Raw genomic sequence first — 24,491 nt, forward strand, 5'->3', positions numbered from 1 at the left:
ACGGGCCAGGGAAATCCCTAGGGTGTGGCCGTCACAGGAACACCCGGGCGATCTCCAGCCACTTGCCCGCGTCCACGCCGACCGCGGTGAGGCCGGTCTGGACCAGGGACCTGCGGTGGGTGACGCGAAGGCAGAAGTCGAGCGCACTGCCCCCGACCAGTTGGTCGGCGTCCGCGGGGCCCCAGGTCCAGGTTTCGCCGTCGGGACCGGTGAGTTCGACGCGGAAAGGCACAGGTGGAGTGGGTAGCTGGGCGGCGTAGAACGACAGTTCTCGGCCGACCACGCCCAGCGCGGCGATGTGCCGGAGCCGACCGGTCGGTAGGCGGGCGACACCGAGTATGTCGAAGATGTCCTGGCCGTGTGCCCAGGTTTCCATCAGCCGGAGCGGAACCATCAGGGTCGCGGTCAGCTGCGAGCCGAACCAGGGGCAGCCGTGGTCCAGTGGGATGTCACCGAGGGCTGCGGCCACCTCGGTTCGACCTGCGCGCCAGCGCTCCAGCAGTTCTGCTCGCGGGGTGGCCGCGCCCGTGGCGGCGTCAAGATCAGCGTGGTCGCTGCCCCCGGCTTCGGCCTGTTTCAGGACGAGGTCGAATGCCTCCGGGGTGGGTCCAGTCGGGGTGCGCGGATACCAGGGCGTCCAGTTCATCGCCTTCGGCCACGAGATCGGGCAGCGCGAGGTCGCGGTCCACAGTGGACAGATCGAGGCCGTAATCCAGCATTCGGTATCACTTTCACCTGCGGCTACGGGAGTACGGCCAGGCTAGAACGGAACCGAGTACGGCCGCTCCCGCACCAGCTCGTAGATCTCGCGCAGCCACGGCTCGCGGACGGCGGGCAGCCTGGCCAGGGTGTGCCGGAATACGTCCAGGTCAGGCCGGGTCGGACCGAGTGGATGCCGCGGCAGCGGATCGTCGCGCAGGACGCTCACGGGCAGGCCGCCACTGACCGGAATCGGCCGCTGCACGGGATGGAAAACAATGTGCAGCCACACTTCGGCCGCCAGCGGCACGGGGATCGCGGTGCTCTGCGGCTGCCACGGCTCGCCGGTCTGGGGATGGCGCGGCACCAGGGCGATGTCCTGGTCCCCGGCGGGCAGGCCCGGTCCGGCCAGGGCCGCCCGCTTCGCCGGTGGGCCTGGCGGGAGCAGCGCGTCGAGCGGGCGGCGGAACAGGTCCGCGAGCGGGCCGTCGGGGACGGTCACGGGTGCGCCGCCCGAGGCTGCCAGCAGGTAGGCCAGCGTCATCCCGCTCGCCGCCTCCCAGCGCGGGTCGTTCCAGCCGGACATGTCGACCGGCGGGAAGGACTCACTCGCCGCCACCAGCTCCGCCCAACCAAGCGGTCGGTCCGCGGGTCCGGCAATGGGTAGTTGACGCACGGCGTGCGGGGCGAGGCGGACCTCCTGCCAGTACGAGCAGTCGTCGATACGGGTCGCCACCGGCTCGCCACAGCACTCACAGGCCAGGTTGGGGCCGTCGCTCCCGGCCAGCCCCAGGCAGTAGCCGTCCAGTCGATCGGGGATCAGGACGGTGCCGTAGAGGTCCCCCGGCGCGAGGACGATCGCTCCCGGTTCGCCGCAGGAGAGGGCGTGGGTCGGCGCGAACACGCCGCGCGCTGCTGCGGCGTCGTCCCCGATCTCGGTCCACGGCCGCCAGGGCGAGCCGGAGGGTTCCGGGTCGACGGCGTAGGTACCTGGTGCCATCAGCGGGCGCAGCAGTTCGTGCCCGTAGCTCTGGTGGGCGTGCACCGGGAGCGCGATTCGCGATACCGGATTGGTCAGTACGGCGTCGCATTGCGCGCACGCGAACACAGCCATGCGTCCTCCCCCACCCCTGGACCCGGGCAGCATGCCAGCTCCCCGGTCGGGGGCCAACCGAATTCGCCACCGGCCTCAGCCGCAGAGCGCGGTCTGCACGACCTTGAGGTACGCCTCCCCGTCAGCCTCCGTGTCCACCGTGGTGACCGACCCGATGACCCGTCTGCTGCCGTCAGCCGTGCCGAAGGCGAGACTGAGATAGCCGAACAGGCCGCCGGTGTGACCCCAGACCTGGACGCCGCAAGGGAAGGTCAGGCCGCGGATGCCCAGTCCCCAGCCTTCGCTGACCGGGGTGGTGCGGGTCAGTTCGGCCTGCTGGGCGGGGGCCAGCAGGCGGCCGCTCAGCAGGGCGGTGAGGAAGCGGTCCAGGTCGGCGGTGGTGGAGGTCATGCCGCCGCCCGCGCCCCACACGGTGGGGTTGTGCGTGGTGACGTCGTGGAGCAGGCCGTCCACCCGGAGGTAGCCGTGGGCGTGGGGGCCGTCCAGGAACGGATGGTCGCTCGGCATGCGGGTGTGGGACAGGCGCAGGGGTTGCAGGATTCGGCGGCGGGTCTCCTCGGTCCAGGGGCGGCCGGTGATCTTCTCGATGAGCAGGGCCAGGACCTCGTAGCCGGTGTTGGTGTAGGCGAATCTGGTGCCCGGTGGGTGTTCCAGTGGACGCTGGGTGACCGCCCGCACGGCGTCCAGGGGTGAGCGGTGGTCGAAGCGGCGGTCCAGGAAGAGTTGGGGGGACTCGCCGATCGGCGTGATGTGGTCCCACAGACCGCTGGTGTGCTGCAACAGGTTCCGGACGGTGATGACCTCGGGGTAGGGCAGCAGGCCGGGCAGGTGGCGGGACACCGGGTCGTCCAGGTCCAGGTGGCCCTCGCCGGCCAGTTGCAGGGTGGTGGTGGCGACGAAGGTCTTGGTGATGCTGCCGATGCGGAACCGGCCGTCCAGCGGGACCGGCTGGTTGCCGCCGAGCCGGGTGGTGCCCGCACCGACGGGGAAGGACGCTCCGGTGCGGGTGACCCGGTACTGGGCGCCGATGACGCCGGTGGCGACCAGCGCGGTGGCGTCGCGCTGAACCGCCTCCCGCAGTGGATCGGGGGCCGCGGCGGCTGGGCTCGGCGTGCTCAGGAGCAGCAGGGCGCACAGGGTCACAACCACACGAACAAACATCATCGGACTCCCCCACCGGTGTCGTGTTCCCGGTCCATGCTGCCCGAAACCGGGGCGGATAGCTCGCGGACAGAGACAGTCCTGGCTAAATGCCTGGTGGTGGTGAGCGGGCCGTCCGCAGGATGCGGGCATGCAGTCACGGGTAGCGGTGGTCACCGGCGGTGGGTCCGGAATTGGCGCGGGTATCGCGCAGGCGCTGGCGGGCCTGGGGCATCGGGTCGCGGTGCTGGACCGGGTGACCGAGGCCGCCGCCGGGGTGGTCGAGGAGATCCGGGCGGCCGGCGGGTCGGCGTTGGCGGTGTCCGCGGACGTCAGTGATCCCGGCGATGTCGACCGGGCGGTTGGCGAAGTGACGGCGGCCTGGGGGCCGGTGGGCATCCTGGTCAACAACGCGGGGTTCGCCAGGGACAACCTGGTCCTCGACATGCCGCTTGCCGACTGGGATTCGGTGCTGGACACGCATTTGCGGGGCAGCTTCCTGTTGCTCAAGGCCACCGCGCCGGGCATGCGGTCGGCAGGCTGGGGGCGGATCGTCAATATCTCCAGCATTTCCGCGCTCGGGGACGACGAGCGGGTCAACTACGTGGCGGCCAAGGCGGGCCTGGAAGGGTTGACCCGGGCGGCGGCGCTGGACCTCGCGCCGTTCGGGATCACCGTGAACGCGGTGGGGCCTGGGGTGGTGCAGACCGCGATGACCAAGGTGAGTGCGGCTCGCGCGAGGCGGACCTTGGAAGAGCATCTCGCGGTGCAGGCGAAGTCGATTCCACGGGGGCGGATCGGCACGCCGCATGACATCGCGCGGGCCGTGTTGTTCTTCGCGGCCGAGGACGCGGATTTCGTTACGGGGCAGGTGCTTTACGTCAGTGGGGGGCCGCACGGCTGACATGGTCGTGGGCTGGGGCCGGGGCGACATTGCACCCGACTCCAGCCCACGTGGCCTAGAAAAATGACACAGTCTGGGTAACCGGCACGGACCCGGCGTTGCGCCGTGGTTCCTCCCCGTACCGGCCGACTCTCACTCTGCTACCTCGCCAACGCGGAAACGTCCAGTGTTCCCTGCTGTCACGGCTTCTCCCACTCGTTGTCCAGCAGGTCGAACAGCTCCTCATCCGTGGCTGCCGCGAAGTCGACCTCGCCGTTGTCGCTGCCGCTCTTGGCGCTCCAGCCGGCCAGCAGCAGGTCGAGTTTGCCGCTGATCTGCTGGCGGATGCCGTCGTCGGTGGCCAGGGCGGCGAGTTCGGCGCCGAGTTTGTCGAGTTGGCGCAACACCTCCGTGGCCGGGTCGGTCTCGGCGGGGGCCAGGAGTGGGAGCAGGTAGTCGGCGAGGACCTCCGGGGTGGGGTGGTCGAACAGGAGGGAGACCGGGAGGCGGCGGCCCAACGCGGCGCCCAGGCGGTTGCGGAGTTCGACTGTGGTGAGGGAGTCGAAGCCGAGTTCCTGGAAGCGGCGGTCGCGGGCGACGGCGGACGGGTCGGCGTGGCCGAGGACGGCGGCGGCCTGGTCGCGGACCAGGTCGACGACTACTTCGTGGCGTTGGGTCACGGGGGCTTCGGCGAGCTTGGCCAGGAAGTCGGCTGCTGGGTCGCCGATTGCGCCGCGCTGGTCGGGGGTGCGGACCAGGGCGCGGAGCAGTGGGGGGACCTGGCCGGAGGAGCGGATGGAGGCGAGGTCCAGGCGGAGTGGGACGGGGACGGCTTCGGGGCCGGACGGGAGGCCGTCGAAGAGGGCCATGCCTTCCTCGGCAGACAGCGGCAGTACGCCGAGGCGGCGCATTCTGGCCGCTTCGGCGGTGCTGACCATGCCGTCGTCCAGGGACCAGGGGCCCCAGGCGATGGAGGTGGCCGGCAGGCCCTGGGCGCGGCGGTGCTGGGCCAGGGCGTCGATGAAGCTGTTGGCGGCGGCGTAGCTGGCCTGGCCGCCGTTGCCGAAGACGCCCGCGACCGAGGAGAACAGCACGAACGCGGTCAGGTCCAGGTGCTGGGTCAGTTCGTGCAGGTGCCAGGCGGCGTCGACCTTGGGGCGCAGCACCGGGGTGAGCGCGTCGGGGGTGAGGCCGGTGATCACGCCGTCGTCGAGCACACCAGCCGCGTGCACCACGGCCTGGATGGCGTGTTCGGCGGGTACCGCGGCCAGGGCGGCCGCGATGGCTTCGCGGTCGCCGACATCGCAGGCCCGGAGTTCGGCCGTGGCACCGTGGGTGGCGAGTTCGGCGGCAAACTCGGTCGCGCCCGTTGCCGATGCGCCGCTGCGGCTGAGCAGGAGCAGGTGGCGGATGCCGTGGCGGGTGACCAGGTGCCTCGCCACGACCTTGCCCAGGCCGCCGGTGCCGCCGGTGATGACCACGGTGCGGTCCGGGTCCCACTTGGTGCCGGTGTCCTGCTGGACCGGCAGCCGGTGCAGCCTGGCGGCCAGGGTGCGGCTGCCGCGGACGAGCACCTGCGGCTCCTCCTCCAGCAGGGCGAGGGCGGCTTCGGGGATGTCGTCCTGGTCCAGGTCGAGCAGGCCGAAGCGGCCGGGCTGCTCGTGCTGGGCCGAGCGGATCAGGCCCCAGATCGCCGCGCCGCCAACGTCTTCCGGTTCGGCGCCGATGGCCTTGCGGGTGACCAGGACCAGGCGGGAGGCGGCGAAGCGCTCCTCGGCCAGCCACCGCTGCACCACGGCCAGGGTCGCGCCGAGCCGGTCGTGTGCGGCGGCGGCCAGGTCACCACCGGTTGCATTGCAGCGCAACAGGACCAGCGGGGGCGGGGAGTCGAGTTCGTCGAGTGAGGTGATCTCGGCCCAGTCCGGCAGCAGTGCGGTGGTGTGTGCCGGGGTCCAGGCCAGGTGGAACAGGGTGTCCTGGGCGCGGTCGGCGGCGGCGAGCTGTTCGGTGGAGACCGGGCGGACCCGGAGCGTGTCCACTGTGGCCACTAGCCGACCGTCCACATCGGACGCGATCAGGGTGAGGCCCTGTTCGGTGCGGGTCAGCTTGACGCGCAACGCGTTGGCGCCGGTGCGGTGCACGGTGACGCCCTCCCAGGTGTGCGGGACAGCGGCCTCGCCGGTACCGGCGGCGGCGACCATGGCCGCGTGCAAGGCCGAGTCCAGCAGGGCCGGGTGCAGACCGAAAGACGTTGCCTGGTCAGCGAAATCGGCGTGTAGGGCGACCTCGGCGTACAGCTCCTGCTCGTGTCGCCACAAGGCGCGCAGGCCGCGGAAGGCCGGGCCGTAGCCGAAGCCGGCGTCGGTGAGCGCGTCGTAGCAGCCGGTCAGGTCGACCGCCTCGGCACCAGCTGGGGGCCAGGCTTCGGTGAGTTCGGCCGGCCGGGCGAGCTGGTCATCCAGGGCGCCGCTGGCGTTGAGGGTCCACTGTTCGTCCTCGCCCTCGGGGCGGGAGTGGATGGTGACCTCGCGTTCGCCCGCCTCGCTGGCCTCGCCGACCCGGACCTGCACCTGCACCGCGCCCTCGGCGGGCAGCAGCAACGGGGCGGACAGGGTCAGGTCGACCAGCCTGCCGCAGCCGATCCGGTTGCCCGCCCAGCTGGCCAGCTCGGCCAATCCCGTGCCGGGGAACAGGACCCGGCCGAGCACCGCGTGATCGGCCAGCCAGGGCTGGGTGCGCAGGGAAAGCCTGCTGGCGAACAGCGCGCCGCGGCCGTCGGCGAATTCGGCCACCGCGCCGAGCAGCGGGTGGGCCGATTCGGCCAAGCCGAACGCGCGCACCTCTCCCGACCGGTTGGTAGGCGCCTGGCTTGCCTGCGGCCAGTAGCGCTCGTGCTGGAAGGCGTAGGTCGGCAGGTCCACCAGGTTCGCGCCGGGGAACAGTTCCGGCCAGCGCACGGTGCGGCCCCAGCAGTGCAGGGCGGACAACGCTGTCAGGCTCGCGGTCACCTCGTCCAGGTCGGCGCCGCCGGTGGCGACCACCAAACCGGCCTGCTCGCCGCCCTCTTCCAGGTTCTCCAGCAGGGCCGACTTGAGTCCGGCGCGCGGGCCGAGTTCCAGGAAGACCTGGCTACCGGCCTCACGCAGGGCGGCCATGGTGTCGGCGAACCGGACGGTCTGACGCACGTGCCGCACCCAGAAGTCCGGATCGCCCAGCTCCTCGGCACAGACGCGGGTGCCGGTCAGCGCGGAAACCAACGGGATGGTCGGTTCGCTGACCGTGATGCCGTCGATGGCCGCGGCGAACTCGGCCAGCATCGGCTCCATCAGCGGCGAGTGGAAGGCGTGGCTGACGGTGAGGCGTTTGGTGTCCCGGCCTTGCGCGGCAAGGGTTTCCGCGATGGCCAGCACCGCGTCTTCGGCACCGGCCAGGACCAGTGAGCCGGGGGCGTTGACCGCGGCGATGGACACCTGGTCGGTGAGCAGCGGCAGCACCTCGGCCTCGGTGGCCCGGACCGCGATCATCACGCCGCCGACCGGCAGGTTGGCCATCAGCCGGGCCCGCGCACTGACCAGCGTGCAGGCGTCGGACAGCGAGACCGCGCCGCTGACGTGCGCGGCGGCCAGTTCGCCGATGGAGTGCCCGGCGAGGTAGTCCGGGCGGGCGCCCCAGGACTCGAACAGGCGGAACAGGGCGACCTCGAAGGCGAACAGGGCGGGCTGGGTCCACCGGGTGTCGTTGAGCGCGGCGGCGTCCTCGCCCCAGATCACCTCGCGCAGGTCGTCCCACTTGGGCAAACTCGTACGCCCACTTGGGCCAACCGGGCGTACCAGTTGGGCAAACTCGGCGAGCACCGCGTCAAAAGCCTCGGCGAAGGCTGGGAAGCGGGCGTGCAGGTCGCGGCCCATGCCGAGGCGTTGCGAGCCCTGGCCGGAGAAGACGAAGGCGGTGCGGCCACCGGCGGGTGAGCCGAGGACCAGGGCCGGGTCGGTCTTGCCCTCGGCGAGCGCGGTGAGCGCGGCGCGGGCGGTGGACAGGTCGGCTGGGTCGGCCAGTACCGCGGCGCGGTGCCGGAACGCCGAGCGGCCGGTGGCCAGGGAGAAGCCGAGGTCGGCCGGGTTGATCTCGCCGGTGCGGAGCTGGGCGAGCAGGCGGCCGGCCTGGGCGCGCAGGGCGTGCTCGCCGCGGGCGGAGAGCAGCCACGGGACCACACCGGTTTCCGCACGCTTACCGACCGGTCGGTCGGGGGCTTGTTCGAGGACCACATGCGCGTTGGTGCCGCTGATCCCGAAGGAGGACACCGCGCCGCGCCGGGGCCGGTCGACCGCGGGCCAGGGGGTGGTCTCGGCGAGCAGTTCGATCTGGCCCTCGGTCCAGTCGACCTCGGTGGAGGGGGTGTCCAGGTTGACCGTGGGCGGCAGTTCGCCGTGCTGGAGGGCCAAGACCATCTTGATCACACCGGCGACTCCGGCCGCGGCCTGGGTGTGGCCCAGGTTGGATTTGACCGAGCCGAGCAGCAGCGGGGTGTCCCGGTCCTGGCCGTAGGTGGCGAGCAGCGCCTGGGCTTCGATCGGGTCGCCCAGGGTAGTGCCGGTGCCGTGGCCTTCGACCGCGTCAACGTCCGAAGTGGACAGTCCGGCGCTGGCCAGTGCCTGGCGGATGACGCGTTGCTGGGACGGGCCGTTGGGGGCGGTGAGACCGTTGGAGGCGCCGTCGGAGTTGATCGCCGAGCCCTTGACCACGGCCAGGATCTGGCGGCCGTTGCGCTGGGCGTCGGAGAGCCGTTCGAGGACCAGCATGCCGACGCCCTCGGCCCAGGCCACGCCGTCGGCGTTGTCGGAGTAGGACTTGCACCGGCCGTCCGGGGCAAGCCCGTTCTGCCGGGTGAACTCCACGAACGCGCCGGGGGTGGCCAGCACGGTCGCACCACCGGCGAGCACCAGCGAGCACTCCCCCGCCCGCAGCGCCTGGGCGGCCCAGTGCAGGGCGACCAGCGAGGAGGAGCAGGCGGTGTCGACGGTGACGGCGGGGCCTTCCAGGCCGAGGATGTAGGAGATCCGGCCGGAGGCGACGCTGGGTGCGTTGCCGCTGCCGCGGAAGCCCTCGAACTCATCGGCGGTGAGCATGCTGCCGTAGTCGGCGTACATGATCCCGGCGAAGACCCCGGTGTCGCTGCCGCGCAGGGCGGCCGGGTCGATCCCGGCCCGTTCCAGGGCTTCCCAGCTGGCTTCCAGGAGCAGGCGGTGCTGGGCGTCGGTGGCCAGGGCCTCACGCGGGCTCATACCGAAGAACTCGGCGTCGAACCCGGCCACGTCGGCCATGAATCCGCCACGCCCGGTGATCGAGGCACCGGCGGCCCCGGCTTCCTGGCCGATGAGCGAGTCCAGGTCCCAGCCGCGGTCCCGGGGGAAGTCCGAGGTGGCGTCCCGGCCCGCGCTGAGCAGCTTCCACAGGTCTTCGGGTGAGTTGACGCCGCCGGGGAAGCGGCAGCCGATGCCGACGATCGCGATGGGTTCGTCGTTGGCGGCGGTGGTGCGGGTCTTGGTGGCGGGTGCGTCGGCCGCGCCGAGCAGTTCGTCCAGGAGGTGCCGGGTGAGCACGGTGGCGGACGGGTAGTCGAAGACCAGTGTGGCGGGCAGGCGCAGGCCGAGTTCGGCGGTGAGCTGGTTGCGCAGTTCGACCGCGGTGAGCGAGTCGAAGCCGAGTTCGGCGAAGGACCGATCCGGGTCGATCAGGTGCGCGCCGTCGTGCGCGAGCACCGCGGCGACCCTGGTGCGGACCATTTCTTCCAGGACTTCGTGCCGGTCAGCGGGGCTGAGCTTGCCGAGGCGTTCGATCAGGCCGGTGGCGGTGGCCGAAGCCTTTGCGGTGCGCCGGTTGTTGCGGCGCGGGGTGACCAGGTGGTGCAGGACCGGCGGGAGCTGGTCTTGGGCACGCAGGGCGGCCAGGTTGAGGCGGAACGGCAGCAGCACCGGCTCGTCCCTGGTGAGCGCGGCGTCGAAGAGGCCGAGGGCCTGGTCCACCGGCAGCAGCGGCAGTCCGGTCTGTTCCAGGCGGTCCCGTTCGGTGGTGGACAGCCTTGCGGTCATGCCGGTTTCCGGTGCCCAGCCGCCCCAGCCGAGGGCGGTGGCGGGCAGGCCGTTGTGCTGGCGGTGGCGGGCGAGGGCGTCGACGAAGGCGTTGGCGGCCGCGTAGTTGCCCTGTCCGGCCGCGCCCATGGTGCCGGCGAGGGAGGAGAAGAGCACAAACGCGGTGAGGTCACGGTCCTTGGTGGCTTCGTGCAGGTGCCAGGCGGCGTTGGCCTTGGCGCCCAATGCCTTGGCCAGGCGGTCCGGGGTGAGCGAGTCGATCACGCCGTCGTCGAGCACTCCGGCGCAGTGCACCACCGCGGTGAGGTCGGCGATCTCGTTGACCAGGGCGGTGATCGCGGTGCGGTCGGCGACATCGCAGGCGACCAGCCGGGCGGTGGCGCCGAGTTCGGTGAGTTCGCCGAGCAGTTCGGCCGCGCCGGGGGTGTCCGGGCCACGGCGGCTGGCCAGGACCAGGCTGCGGATGCCGTGGGTGTCGGCCAGGCGGCGGGCGATCAGGCGGCCGAGGCCGTCGACGCCGCCGGTGACCAGCACGGTGCCGTCCCAACCGATCGGTCGGGGCTCAGGCTTCGGTGCTCTGGTCAGGCGTCCGGCCAGGATGTCGGTGCCGCGCACCACGAGCTGGGGTTCGTCGGAGGTGAGGGCGGCGGCGGGCGGGGTGTCTGCCTGGTCGAGGTCGATCAGGCGGAACAGGCCGGGGTGTTCGGACTGGGCGCTGCGCACCAGGCCCCAGACCGCGGCTGCGGCCGGATCTTCGCCCGTGGTCGCGCCGCGGGTGAGGATGATCAGCGGTTCGGCTGCGGCGGAGTGCTGCTGGAGCAGGGTGAGGGCCTCGGTGGTGAGGGTCAGCGCGGAGCCGGGCAGCTCGCCTGCGGTGCCGGTGAACTCGACCACGGTGGTGCTGTTTTCCTGCTGTGGCGCGGTGTTCACCGAGATCGGGGTCCAGTCCAGGGTGAACAGCGAGTCACCCAGGTTGACGGCCTCGGCCGGGTCGGCCTCCCTGGTGAGCAGGGCCTCGACGGTGACCACCGGCAGGCCGTCGGTGTCGACCGCGTGGATGGTGACGGCGTCGGGGTTGTGCACGCTGGGGGCCAGCCGGGCGCGCAGCTGCTGGGCGCCGGAGGCGTGCAGGCGGACGCGTTCCCAGGAGAACGGGAGTCGCGGCCTGCCGCCTTCACCGGCGGCGATCAGGGCGTGCAGGGTGGCGTCGAGCAGGGCCGGGTGCAGGCCGTAGCCCGCCTGGCTGTCCTCGGCCAGGGTGACCTCGGCGAACAGCTCGGTGCCACGCTGCCAGAGTGCGGTCAGGCCCTGGAAGGCCGGGCCGTAGGCGAAGCCGCGGCGGGCGAATTCCTCGTAGCAGTCGGTCAGATCAACTGGGTGGCTGCCTTCGGGGGGCCAGACCGCGGTGTCGAAGTCAGTGGCGTCAGTGGTGGGTGCGGGGGCGAGCAGGCCGCTGGCGTGCCGGGTCCATGGTTCGTCCTCGGTGTCGGCCGGGCGGGAGTGGATGGTGATCGGCCGGTTGCCGCGATCATCCGGCGCGCCAACGACTACCTGGAGGTTGACCGCGCCGTCGGCGGGCACTGGCAGGGCGGCGGCCATGGTGAGTTCCTCGACCAGGTCGCAGCCGACCAGGTCACCGGCGCGGAAGGCGAGTTCGACAAAACCGGCGCCGGGGAACAGGATCCGGCCGTTGACCTGGTGATCGGGCAGCCACGGGTGCGCGACCGGGGACAGGCGGCCGCTGAGCAGGACCTCGCCGGTGGCGGCCAGTCCGGTGCTCGCCGCGAGCAGCGGGTGCCGGGTGACCTCCAGGCCGAGTGCGGTGGCCTCGCCGCGGCCGGGGCCGGGCGCGGGCCAGTAGCGGCGGTGCTGGAACGGGTAGGTGGGCAGGTCGACCACGGAGCCACCGGCCAGCAACGTGGTCCAGTCGATCCGGGCGCCGCCGACGTGCAGGGCGGCCAGGCCGCGCAGCACGGCTTCCTCCTCGTCGGTGTCCGGGCGCAGCACCGGCGCGGCGACCGAACCCGTTGGCAGCACATCACTTGCGGCTGCGGAGAGCTGGCCGTCGGGGCCGAGTTCGAGCACCGCGCGCACGCCGAGTTCGCCGAGGGTGGCCACGGCGTCGGCGAAGCGCACGCAGCCACGGACCTGCTCAGCCCAGTAGCCCGGTGTGCGCAGTTCCTCGGCTTCGGCGAGCTTGCCGGTCAGGGTGGAGATGATCGGGATTGTCGCCTCGCCGAAGGAGATTCCGTCGAGGGCGGCGGTGAACTCGGCCAGCATCGGGTCCATCAGCGGGGAGTGGAAGGCGTGGCTGACGGCCAGCTTCCGGGTCCGGTGGCCCTGCTCGGCGAGTCGGTCGGCGAGTGCGGTGACCGCGTCGGCCGCGCCGGAGAGCACCACGCTGTCCGGGCGGTTGATCGCGGCGATGGCCACCTGGTCGGTGAGCAGTGGGCGGACCTCAGATTCGGGGGCCTGCACTGCGATCATGACGCCGCCCACGGGCAGGTCAGCCATGAGTCGGGCGCGGGCGCCGACCAGGGTGCAGGCGTCGGACAGGGAGAGGATGCCGCTGACGTGGGCGGCGGCGATCTCGCCGATGGAGTGGCCGACCAAGAAGTCCGGGCGCTGGCCCCAGGATTCGACCAGTCGGTAGGTGGCGACTTCCAGGGCGAACAGGGCGGGCTGGGCCCAGCGGGTGTCGTTGAGGGCGGCGGCGTCCTCGCCCCACATGACCGAGCGCAGCTCGTCCCACTTGGGCAAACTCGTACGCCCACTTTGGCCAACCGGGCGTACCAGTTGGGCAAACTCGGCGATGGCCGCGTCCAGGGCCTCGGCGAACACCGGGAACCGGGCGTGCAGCTCGCGGCCCATGCCGAGGCGTTGCGAGCCCTGGCCGGAGAAGACGTAGGCGGTGCGGCCGTCCTCGGTGGCTACGCCGCGGGCCAGTTCGACCCCGTCCAGGAGCACGGCGCGGTGGTCGAACAAGGCCCGGGTGGTGGCCAGGGAGTAGGCGATGTCGGCGGGGTTGCCGTCCAGGACGCGGGTTTGGTCGATCGCGGCGTCCAGGGCGGGGGCGGACTGGGCGGACACCAGCCACGGGACCTTGTGCGCCAGGATTTCCTTGGCGCGACTGGGTTTGGTGGGCGGCTGTTCCAGGATCACGTGGGCGTTGGTGCCGCTGATGCCGAAGGAGGAGACGCCAACGCGGCGTGGGCGGCTCACTTCGGGCCAGCTGACCTGCTCGGTGAGTAGTTCGACCTCGCCCGCGGTCCAGTCGACCTTGGTGGAGGCGGTGTCGGCGTGCAGGGTGCGGGGCAGCACGCCGTGGTCCATGGCCTGGATCATCTTGATCATGCCCGCCACACCGGCCGCGGCCTGGGTGTGGCCCAGGTTGGACTTGATCGAGCCGAGCAGCAGCGGGCGGCCCTCTGGCCGGTCCTGGCCGTAGGTGGCGAGCAGGGCCTGGGCTTCGATCGGGTCGCCGAGCGGGGTGCCGGTGCCGTGGCCTTCCACCGCGTCGACGTCCGAAGTGGACAGTCCGGCGGCGGACAGGGCCTGGTGGATGACGCGTTGCTGGGACGGGCCGTTGGGGGCGGTGAGGCCGTTGGAGGCGCCGTCGGAGTTGACCGCGGATCCCTTGAGCACGGCGAGGATTCGGTGGCCGTTGCGCTGGGCGTCGGAGAGGCGTTCGAGCACGAGCATGCCGACGCCTTCGGACCAGCCGACGCCGTCCGCGCCGTCGCCGTAGGCCTTGCAGCGGCCGTCCTCGGAGAGTCCGCCCTGGCGGGAGAACTCCAGGAACGCGCCCGGGGTGGACATCACGGTGACGCCACCGGCCACCGCGATGGTGGCCTCTCCGGTCCGCAGGGCCTGGGCGGCCAGGTGCACCGCGACCAGCGAGGAGGAACACGCCGTGTCGATGGTGACCGCGGGGCCTTCCAGGCCGAGGGCGTAGGCGACCCGGCCGGAGGCGATACTGGCCGCGCTGCCGTTGCCGCGGAAGCCGTCGAACTCGGGGCCCTCCAGCAGCATGGCGTAGTCGTTGTACATCACGCCGGTGAACACGCCGGTCCGGCTGCCGCGCAACGAACTCGGGTCGACGCCCGCTCGTTCCAGGGCCTCCCAGGTGACTTCGAGGAGCAGGCGCTGCTGGACGTCGGTGGTGACCGCCTCGCGCGGGCTGATGCCGAAGAAGTCGGCGTCGAACTCGGCTGCCTGCAACAGGAAGCCGCCGTTGCGGGTGTAGCTGGTGCCGGGGTGTTCGCGGTCCGGGTGGTAGAGGCGGCCGACGTCCCAGCCGCGGTCCGGCGGGAACTCGGAGACCGCGTCCACACCGTGGGTCACCAGGTGCCACAGGTCTTCCGGCGAGTTGACCCCGCCCGGGTAGCGGCAGCTCATGCCGACCACCGCGATCGGATCCCCGGCGACCGCGCGGACCTGGGTGGTCTGCACCGGCCGGTCCGTGCCAACGCCGAGTTCTGCCAACAGGTAGTCGGCGATGGCGGCGGCGGAGGGGTGGTCGAAGGCCAGGGTGGCGGGCAGTTTGAGGCCGGTGTCGGCACCGAGCTGGTTGCGCAGTTCGACCGCGGCCAGGGAGTCCAGGCCGAGGTCCTGCAGGGCTCGTTGCGGTTTGATGGAGGCGCCGCTGTCGTGGCCGAGTACACCGGCGATCCGCCCGCGCACCAGGTCTTCCAGCAGGATACGGCGTTCGTCCTTGCCCAGTCCGGCGAGCTTGGCGGCCAGGCCGCCGTTGACCCGCTGCTGGCCACGGGCGGCCCGCTTGCCGGGGCGGATCAGGCCGCGGAAGACCGCGGGGATCTCGCCCTTGGACCGGATCGCGGCCAGGTCGAACAGGATCGGCGCGACGGAAGGTTCGTTGACGGCCAGTGCGAGGTCGAACAGTGCGAGACCGTCCACAGTGGACATGAGTGGGGTGCCGGTACGAGCCAGGCGGGCGCGGTCGGCCTCGGCGAGACGGCTTGCCATCCCGGCGGATGCCCAGCCGCCCCAGGCCATGGAGCGGGCGGGCAGGCCGAGGGTGTGCCGGTGCGCGGCGAGGGCGTCCAGGAAGGCGTTGGCCGCGGCGTAGTTGGCCTGGCCCGGCGCGCCGAGCAGGCCACCGGCCGAGGAGAACAGCACAAACGCGGCCAGGTCGCGGTCGCGGGTGGCTTCGTGCAGGTGCCAGGCGGCGTCAACCTTGGGTCGCAACACAGTTGCCAGGCGTTCGGGGGTGAGCGCGGGGATCAACGCGTCGTCGAGCACGCCAGCGGAGTGCACGACACCGGTCAGGTCGGCGATGCCGTTGACCAGGTCGGTGACGGCCTGCTGGTCGGCGAGGTCGCAGGCGACGACCTCGACCGGGACGCCGAGTTCCTCGACCAGTTCGGTCACGCCCTCGGCGTCCGCGCCACGTCGACTGGCCAGGACCAGGCGGGCCACGCCCTGCTCGGCCAGGTGCTTGGCGATGACCGCGCCGAGTCCGCTGGTGCCGCCGGTGATCAGCACCGAACCCTCGGTGGGCCAGGTGAACGGCTCCTCGGCGGGGGTGATCCGAGTGAGGCGGGCGGCGTGCAGGACGCCGTCGCGCAGGGCCAGCTGGGGTTCGGCCGGGTCGAGGGCACCGGTGGGCAGGTCGGCGGGGGTGAGGTCGCCTGCCGGGATGGTGCTGTCCAGGTCGAGCAGGCCGAAGGCGTCGGGGCTTTCGGCCTGGGCGGAACGGACCAGGCCCCACACCGCTGCGGCGGCTGGGTTTTCGCCGGTGGTCGCGCCGCGGGTGAGGAAGACCAGGCGGGGGCCGCCGCCGGCGATTCGCTGTTGCAGCAGGGCGAGTACGCGGGCGGTCTCGGTGTGCGCGTCCTGGCGTGGGTCGTCGCCGGTGGTGATCTGGACCAGCGTGATGTCCGGGTCATTGTCCACTGTGGACGTGACCGGGAGCCAGCCCAGCGAGTACAGCGAGTCCGCGCGCGACCGGGTCGCCGCGGCGGCGCGTTCGCGCATCCGCAGGGCGGACACGGTCAGCACCGGCTCACCGGCCGGGTCGGCGGCCTCGATGGTCAGCGCGCCGGCCTCGGGCTGGCTGACCCGCACCCGCAGCGCGGTCGCGCCGGTGGCGTGCAGGGTCACGCCGTCCCACTGGAACGGCAACGTGTCCGGGTTGCCGCCCGCCGCGCCGACCAGGGTGGTGTGCAGGCTGGCATCGAGCAGGGCCGGGTGCAGGGTGAAGCCGTCGGCCTCGGTGTCCAGGGTGACCTCGGCGTACAGGTCGCCGTTGTGCCGCCACAGGGCGTGCAGGCGCTGGAAGGCCGGGCCGTAGTGGAAACCGTGGGTGGCGAACTCCTCGTAGCAGCCGGTGAGGTCAACGGGTTCGGCGTCGGCGGGCGGCCAGACGGTGGCGTCGAAGCCAAGCTGGGCCCGGGTTTCCTCGGTGCTGAGCAGGCCGCTGGCGTGCAAGATCCAGTCGCCATCCAGTGCGTCACCGCGGGAGTGGATGGTGACCCGGCGGCGTCCGGCCTCCTCGGGCTCGACGAGCACCTGGACGGTCACCGCGCCCGCGCCGGGCAGGATGAGCGGGGCGGCCAGGGTGAGGTCGGCCAGTTGGGCGCAGCCGAGTTCGTCGCCCGCGCGCAACGCGAGTTCGACGAATCCGGCCCCGGCAAAGAGGACCTGGTCGCCTACCGTGTGGTCGGCGAGCCAGGGGTGGGCGTCCAGGGACAGGCGGCCGGTGAGCATCAGCGCGCCGGTGTCGGCGATGGTGACCGCGCCGCCGAGCAGCGGGTGGTCGGTGGAGCTGAGGCCGACCGAGGCGGCATCGCCGGTGGCGCGGAAGGGCGTGGGCCAGAATTCGGTCTGGTCAAAGGCGTAGGTGGGCAGGTCGACCCGGTGCGCGCCCGGGTAGCAGCTGGTCCAGTCCACCGGGGCGCCGGCCACGTTGGCCAGGGCGAGTGAGCGGTAGACCCGGTCCAGGCCGCCGTCCTCGCGGCGCAGGGTGGGCACGACGACGGCGGTGCTGCCGGTGTCGTCGATGGTGCCGGAGATGCCGGGGACCAGCACCGGATGCGGGCTGACCTCGATAAACAGGCCGCGTCCCTGGCGGAGCAGGGTGCGCACGGCGGGCTCGAACTGGACGGTTTCGCGCATGTTGCGGAACCAGTACTCGGCGGTCAGCCCGGCCGGGTCGATCCACTCCCCCGTGACCGTGGACAGCATTGGCACATCGAGGGAGGTGCGTGGCTGGAGGTCGGCGAGGGCGGTGAGGACGCGGTCGTGCACGCGGTCGAACATGGCGGAGTGGGCCGGGAAGTCACCGGCGACCGAGCCGACGCGGATGCCGTCGGCCTCCAGGATGGCGCGGAGTTCGTCGAGGGCGGCGTACTCGCCGGAGACCACGGTGGCGTTGGGGCCGTTGACCGCGGCGATGCCCAGGCGGTCGGCGAAGTCGGCCAGCCGCGGCTGCACCTGGGCCAGCGGCAGGGCGACCGCGATCATGGAGCCCTGGCCGAACAGTTCTTCGGCGATGGCCTTGCTGCGCACCGAGATCACCAGTGCACCGTCCTCAAGGGACAGTGCGCCAGCAATGCAGGCGGCGGCGACCTCGCCTTGGGAATGGCCGAGCACGGCGGAGGGGCGGACGCCGTGGGCACGCCAGAGTTCGGCGAGGGAGACGCTGACCGCCCACATGGTCGGCTGGGCCACGTCGATCCGGTCCAGGCCGGGTGCGCCTGGATTGCCGCGCAACACGTCCAGCACGGAGAAGTCCAGGTGCGGGGCGAGTGCGGCCGCACAGCGGGCCATGGCCTCGGCGAAGACCGGCGACTGCTCCAGCAGCTGCGCGCCCATGCCGGTCCAGTACGCGCCCTGGCCGGGGAAGGCGAAGGCGATGGCACGTCCGGCATCCGGGGCCTCGCCGATGATCGGTCCGGCCTCACCGGCGGCGAGGGCGCGGAGTCCGGCAAGGAGTTCTTCGGTGTCCGAGCCGATGACGACCGCGCGGTGCGGCAGGGTGGCGCGACCGGCGGCCAGGGACAGGCCGACGTCGGCCGGGTGCAACTCGGTGACGGCCTCGGCCAGACGTTCGGCCAGGGCGCGCACACTGTTCTCGGTCTGGCCGGAGAGCACCCAGGGCAGCACGCCTTCGTGCTGGGTGGGCGCGGGTTCCGGGGCGGGCGGCGGTTCTTCGAGGACGACGTGCGCGTTGGTGCCGCTGATGCCGAAGGAGGACACCGCGGCCCGGCGCGGCCGGTCCAGTTGCGGCCACGGGGTTTCCGCGGCCAGCAGCTCGACCTCACCGGCCTGCCAGTCCACGTGTGAGGACGGGGTTTCCAGGTGCAGGGTCTTCGGCAGCAGGCCGTGCCGCATGGCCATGACCATCTTGATGATCCCGGCGACGCCGGCGGCGGCCTGGGTGTGGCCCAGGTTGGACTTGATCGAGCCGAGGAACAGCGGCTCTTCCCGGTCCTGGCCGTAGGTGGCGACCACCGCTTCGGCCTCGATCGGGTCGCCGAGCGGGGTGCCGGTGCCGTGGCCCTCGACCACGTCAACGTCCGAAGTGGACAGTCCGGCACTGGCCAGCGCGGCCCGGATGACCCGTTGCTGGGCGGGGCCGTTGGGGGCGCTCATGCCGTTGGATGCACCGTCGGAGTTGACCGCGGAACCCTTGATCAGGCCGAGCACCTGGTGCCCGTTGCGGCGGGCGTCGGAGAGGCGTTCGAGGACCAGCATGCCGACGCCTTCGGACCAGGCCACGCCGTCGGCGGTGTCGGAGTAGGAGCGGCAGCGGCCGTCCGGGGACAGCCCGCCCTGCCGGGAGAACTCCACAAAAGCGCCGGGGGTGGCCATGATCGCCACGCCACCGGCCAGGGCCAGCTCGCATTCGCCGTTGCGCAGGGCCTGTCCGGCCAGGTGCACAGCGACCAGGGAGGAGGAGCAGGCGGTGTCGACGGTCAGGGTCGGACCTTCCAGGCCGAAGGTGTAGGCGACCCGGCCGGAGGCGATGGCCGCGGAGCCGCCGTTGCCGCGGAAGCCCTCGAACTCGTCGGCGCCGAGCAGGGTGGCGTAGTCGGTGTACATCACCCCGGCGAAGACCGCGGTGGCGCTGCCGCGCAAGGAGGTCGGGTCCATCCCGGCCCGTTCCAGGGCCTCCCAGGTTGCTTCCAGGAGCAGGCGTTGCTGGGCGTCGGTGGACAGGGCCTCGCGCGGGCTCATCCGGAACAGCTCGGCGTCGAACTTTCCCGCGTCGTGCAGGAAGCCGCCGTGCCGGACGTAGGAGGTGCCGGGCAGGTCGGAGTCACGGCCGAACAGCGCGGCCATGTCCCAGCCGCGGTTGTCCGGGAACTCGCTGATCGCGTCCACGCCTTCGTGCACCACGCGCCACAGGTCATCCGGCGAGCCGACACCGCCGGGGTAGCGGCAGCTCATGCCGACGATGGCGATCGGCTCGTCGGCACGGACCACTGTGGACGGTCGCTGCGGGGTGGGGGTGACAGCCCCGCCGAGCAGTTCGCCGAGCAGGTACTCGGTGAGCTTGAGCGCGTTGGGGTGGTCGAAGACCAGGGTGGCGGGCAGCCGGATTCCGGTGTCGCTGCCGAGGCGGTTGCGGAGTTCGACGGCGGTGAGCGAGTCGAAGCCGAGGTCGTTGAAGTTCCGGGAGGGGTCGAGGGCGACGTCCTCGCCGTGGCCGAGTACACCGGCGACCGCGGTCAGGGTGAGCTTGAGCAAGGTGGCGGAACGCTCGGCCTCGGGCAGTGCGGCCAGTCGTCCGGCCAGCTCGCCCGCTGCCCCGGCAGCTGCTCCGGCAGCGCGGCGGGAGGAGGTGCGGATCAAGGCGCGCAACAGGTGTGGCGGTCGGCCTAGCGATCGGAGGGTGGCCAGGTCGAGGCGGGCGGGCATGAGCACCGGGCGGTGATCGGCCAGGGAGGCGTCGAACAGGGCCAGGCCCTGCTCGTCGGTGAGCGCGGGCATGCCACCGCGGGCGGCGCGTTTCTGGTCGACGTCGGAACGTCCGGCGGTGATGCCGGTTTCCGAGGCCCAGACACCCCAGGCCAGGGACACCGCGGGCAGGCCGAGGCCGTGCCGGTGCCGGGCGAGCGCGTCGAGGTAGGCGTTGGCGGCGGAGTAGTTGCCCTGTCCCGCGGAACCGACGGTGCCCGCGGCGGAGGAGAACAGCACAAACGCGGTGAGGTCGCGGTCGCGGGTCAGCTCGTGCAGGTGCCAGGCGGCATCGGCCTTGGCACGCAAGGCATTCGCCAGGCGTTCGGGGGTCTGCGATTCGATCAGGCCGTCGTCGACCACCCCTGCGGCGTGCACCACCGCGGTCAGTTCCGGCAGCTGGGCAACAAGATCGGCCACGGCGGCGCGGTCGGAGACATCGCAGGCCAAAACCCTGACCGCAGCACCGAGTTCGATGAGTTCCGCGATGACCTCGGCGGCTTCGGGGGCGGCCGGACCACGGCGGCTGACCAGGACCAGGTCGCGCACGCCGCGCTGGGTGACCAGGTGGGTGGCGAGCAGGCGGCCCAGGCCGCCGAGGCCGCCGGTGATCAGCACGGTGCCGGTTTCGGACCACAGCGCGGGCTGCTCCGGGATGCTGACCCGGTTGAGTCGGGCGCCGGAGAGTTGGTTGTCCCGCACGGTCAACTGGGGTTCGTCCGAGCCGAGGGCCTGGGCGAGGGTCTCGCCGGTGGACTCCTCGTCCAGGTCGATCAGGGTGAACCTGCCGGGCTGTTCGGACTGGGCGGCGCGCACCAGGCCCCAGACCGCGGCGGCGGCCAGGTCCTGGCCGGTGACCGCGCCGTGGGTGACGAAGGTGAGCCGGGTTTCCGCGCTCGCGGTCAGGCACTGCTGGATGAGGTCCAGGGCCTGGCTGGTGAGTTCGAGGGCGGAGGCGGGTTCGTCGGTGCCGACCAGGCTGACCACCGCGCTGTCCCCGGCCTCGGCCACCGAGTCCGCGACGCGCACTTCGACCGCGTCCGCAAGGCGGTTGCGGAGTTCGAGGACGTCCTCGCCGACGATCGTGACGGGTTCGCCGGATGCGGTGGCGGTGACCGGGGACCAGTCCAGCTCGAACAGCGAGTTGCGGTCCAGGGCAGGGCCCGCGGTGTCGCCGGTGGGCAGGGTGCGCATGAGCAGCGCGTCCACCGAGATCACCGGGTCGCCCGCGGTGTCGGTGGCCTGGATGCGCATGGTCGCGCCGCCGGAGTGGCTGATCCGCACCCGCAGCACAGCGGCGGCGGCGGCGTGCAGGGTGACGCCCTGCCAGGAGAACGGCATCTGGCCGGGAGCCTCAACCCCGTGGCCCAGCACGGAAGAAGCCTGTACGGCGGCGTCGAGCAGGGCGGGGTGCAGGCCGAATGCCTCGGCCTCGCGGGCCTGCGGCAGCGCGACCTCGGCAAAGACCTCGCCGGGTCGCTTCCACACCGCGCGCACGCCGCGGAACTCGGGGCCGTAGTCGAAGCCGCGTTCGGTGAACCAGGGGTAGAACACCGCCATGTCAACGGGTTCCGCGCCTTCTGGCGGCCAGGTGGGGTCGATGGGTTCGGCGGTGTGGCCGGTGCTGGCGAGCAGACCGCTGGCGTGCAGGGTCCACGGCTCGTCGACGGAGTTCTCCGGCCGGGAGTGGATGGCGATCTCGCGCTGGCCTGCGTTGTCCGAGCCGACGGAGACCTGGAGCTGCACCGCGCCGCGGTCGGGCAGCATCAGCGGGGTGACCATGGTCAGCTCTTCGACCCGGTCACAGCCCACACCGTCGCCGGCGCGCCCGGCCAGTTCGAGGAAAGCGGTGCCGGGGAACAGGGTTCGCGCCGAGACCACGTGATCGGCCAGCCAGGGCTGGCTGTTGACCGAGACCCGCCCGGTGAACACCACGCCGCTGTCGTCGGCCATGCTGACCAGGGCGGCGAGCAGCGGGTGTCCGACGGCTTCCTGGCCGAGACCGCTGGCGTCGCCGCCGTCCTCGCGGCAGATCACCCAGTACGGCTTGCGCTGGAACGGGTAGGTGGGCAGGTCTACCGGGGAACCGTTAGCGCACCAGGGCGTCCAGTCCACCGGCGCGCCGGTGACGTAGAGCGCGGCGAGTCCGGCGACGGCGCTGTCCACCTCGGGGCGGTCGCGGCGCAGCACCGGAGCGGCGGCCAGGGTGGGCGCGATCTCGGTGACCGCGGCGCACAGGCGACCGTCCGGACCGAGTTCGGCGAGCCGGGCAGTGCCTACTGCGGCAAGGGTTTCGATGGCGTCGGCGAAGCGCACCGGCTCGCGGACCTGGCGCACCCAGTAGCCGGGGCTGCCGAAGTCGGGCACCGGGCCGACCGTGGAGATGACCGGGATGTCCGCCTTGCCCACGGTGATCCCGACGATGGCTTCGGCGAACTCGGCCAGCATGGGTTCCATCAGCGGCGAGTGGAAGGCGTGGCTGGTACGCAGCCGCCTGCTCCGCTCGAACCGCGCGGCCAGCCGCTCCACGGCTTCTTCGGTGCCGGAGACCACGGTGGCGGCGGGGCCGTTGACCGCGGCGATAGAGACGTGTTCGTCAAGCAGGGGAAGGACTTCGGCCTCGGGCACCGGCAGTGAGGCCATCGCGCCACCGGCAGGCAGCGCCTGCATCAGGCTCGCGCGGGCCGAGACCACCTTGCAGGCATCGGACAGCGACAAGATGCCAGCGACGTGTGCCGCGGCCAGCTCGCCAATCGAGTGCCCCACAACACGATCCGGGCGCACACCCCAGGACTCCAGGAGCCGGAACAGCGAAACCTCAAGGGCGAACAGTGCGGGCTGGGCGTTGCCGGTCTCGTCCAGGGCGGCGGCGTCCTCGCCCCACATGATCTCGCGGACACCCTCGCCCAGCTCGGCGATAATCGCGTCGAAGGCTTCGGTGAAGGCCGGGAACCGTTGGTACAGCTCGCGTCCCATGCCCATCCGCTGCGAGCCCTGGCCGGAGAAGACGTACGCGGTGCCGCCGCCGGTGACCGATCCCCTGGCCAGCTCGCGGCCGTTGAGGATCACCGCCCGGTGGTCGAACTTGGCCCTGGTGGCCAGCAAGGAAAAGCTGATGTCGGCCGGGTCCCCGGCGAGGTCGCGGAGCTGGTCGATCCGGGCGTCCAGGCCCTCCAGCGACCGCGCGGAGACCACCCACGGCACCGGCAGCTCCGAGACCACCGGCTCGGCGGCGGGGGTGTCCTCGGCCGGCGGGGCCTGCTCGATGATCACGTGCGCGTTGGTGCCGCTGATGCCGAAGGAGGACACACCCGCGCGCCGCGGCCGGTCGGTTTCCGGCCAGCTGCGGGATTCGGTGACGAGCTGGACCTGCCCGTCACCCCAGTCGACCTGCCTGGTCGGCGCGTCCACGTGCAGCGTCGCCGGGACCACGCCGTGTTCGATGGCCAGGGCCATCTTGATGATGCCCGCGACGCCCGCACCGGCCTGGGTGTGGCCGATGTTGGATTTCACCGAACCCAGCAGCAGCGGGCGATCGGCCGGGCGGCCCTGGCCGTAGACCGCCAGCAGCGCGTCGGCCTCGATCGGGTCGCCCAGGGTGGTGCCGGTGCCGTGCCCGTCAACGGCGTCCACCATTTCCGGGGTCAGCTGGGCACTTTCCAGCGCGGCCTGGATGACGCGTTGCTGGGACGGGCCATTCGGCGCGGTGAGCGAGCTGCTGGCGCCGTCGGAGTTGACCGCGGAACCACGCACCACAGCCAAAATCTTGCGGCCGTTGCGCTGGGCGTCGGCGAGGCGTTCCAGCAGCAGCACCCCGCCGCCCTCACCCCAGCCCACCCCGTCGGCGGCGTCGGCGAAGGACTTGCAGCGCCCGTCCACGGCCAGGCCGCGCTGCCGGGAGAACTCCACGAACAGACCGGAGTTGGGCAGCACGGTCGCGCCACCCACCAGGGCCAGCTTGGCCTCGCCGCTGCGCAGCGCCTGCGCGGCCAGGTGCAGGGCGACCAGCGAGGAGGAACACGCGGTGTCCACGGTCAGCGCGGGCCCGCGCAGCCCCAGCAGGTAGGACACCCGGCCGGAGATGACGCTGGCCGCGGTGCCGGTGGCGAGCTGGCCCTCGACCTCCTCCGGCGGGGTGCCGCGGATGCCGTAGCCCATGCTGATGCCGCCGACGAAGACCGCGGTGTCACTGCCGCGCAGGCCGTGCGGGTCCAGCCGGGCCCGTTCCACCGCCTCCCAGCACAGCTCCAGCACGAGGCGTTGCTGCGGGTCCATCGCCAGGGCCTCGCGCGGGCTGATGCCGAAGAAGTCGGCGTCGAACCCGCTGGCGCCCTCCAGGAAGGCGGCCTCGCGCACATAACTGGTACCGGCGTGGTCGGGGTCGTCGTGGAAGAACCCGTCGAGTTCCCAGCCGCGGTCGGTGGGGAACTCGCCGACGGTGTCCCGCTCGTCGACGAGCACCTGCCACAGCTGCTCCGGCGTCTCGATCCCGCCGGCGAACCGGCAGGACATGCCCACGATCGCGATCGGCTCGCTGTCCTGGGCCTCCACGTCGCGCAACCGCTGCCGGGTGCGCCGAAGGTCAGCGGTGACCAGCTTGAGATAGTCCCGGAGCTTGTCCTCGGTACCGGTCATGTGCGCC

At 72.1% G+C, this 24,491-nt stretch carries 5 protein-coding genes; 1 reads left to right on the plus strand and 4 read right to left on the minus strand.

Annotated features, from left to right (window positions below):
- Window positions 1-31 precede the first annotated feature (31 nt).
- The 3 genes from ACTOWY_RS08675 to ACTOWY_RS08685 form a co-directional block, all read right to left on the minus strand.
- Window positions 32-646 (minus strand): maleylpyruvate isomerase family mycothiol-dependent enzyme, encoded by a 615-nt coding sequence (locus tag ACTOWY_RS08675; RefSeq protein WP_441309085.1) that lies wholly within the window; start codon window positions 644-646, stop codon window positions 32-34.
- Between the two features lie 114 nt (window positions 647-760).
- A complete protein-coding gene (locus tag ACTOWY_RS08680; protein ID WP_441309086.1) occupies window positions 761-1,813 on the minus strand; it encodes a hypothetical protein in 1,053 nt (350 codons plus the stop codon).
- Between the two features lie 75 nt (window positions 1,814-1,888).
- Window positions 1,889-2,977, minus strand: a complete 1,089-nt coding sequence (locus tag ACTOWY_RS08685; RefSeq protein WP_441309087.1) for a serine hydrolase domain-containing protein — start codon at window positions 2,975-2,977, stop codon at window positions 1,889-1,891.
- A gap of 127 nt (window positions 2,978-3,104) precedes the next feature.
- Here ACTOWY_RS08685 and ACTOWY_RS08690 point away from each other — a divergent pair, with 127 nt between their 5' ends.
- Window positions 3,105-3,857 carry an SDR family NAD(P)-dependent oxidoreductase gene (locus ACTOWY_RS08690; protein WP_441309088.1) on the plus strand — a complete coding sequence of 251 codons (753 nt, stop codon included), beginning with the start codon at window positions 3,105-3,107 and terminating at the stop codon, window positions 3,855-3,857.
- 179 nt (window positions 3,858-4,036) lie between these two features.
- Here the strand turns inward: ACTOWY_RS08690 and ACTOWY_RS08695 are convergent, their stop codons facing one another.
- Complete coding sequence (locus ACTOWY_RS08695) at window positions 4,037-24,484, minus strand: SDR family NAD(P)-dependent oxidoreductase (RefSeq protein WP_441309089.1); 20,448 nt, start codon at window positions 24,482-24,484, stop codon at window positions 4,037-4,039.
- Window positions 24,485-24,491 lie beyond the last annotated feature (7 nt).

It is taken from the genome of Crossiella sp. CA198, assembly GCF_052078295.1.
Lineage (GTDB): Bacteria > Actinomycetota > Actinomycetes > Mycobacteriales > Pseudonocardiaceae > Crossiella.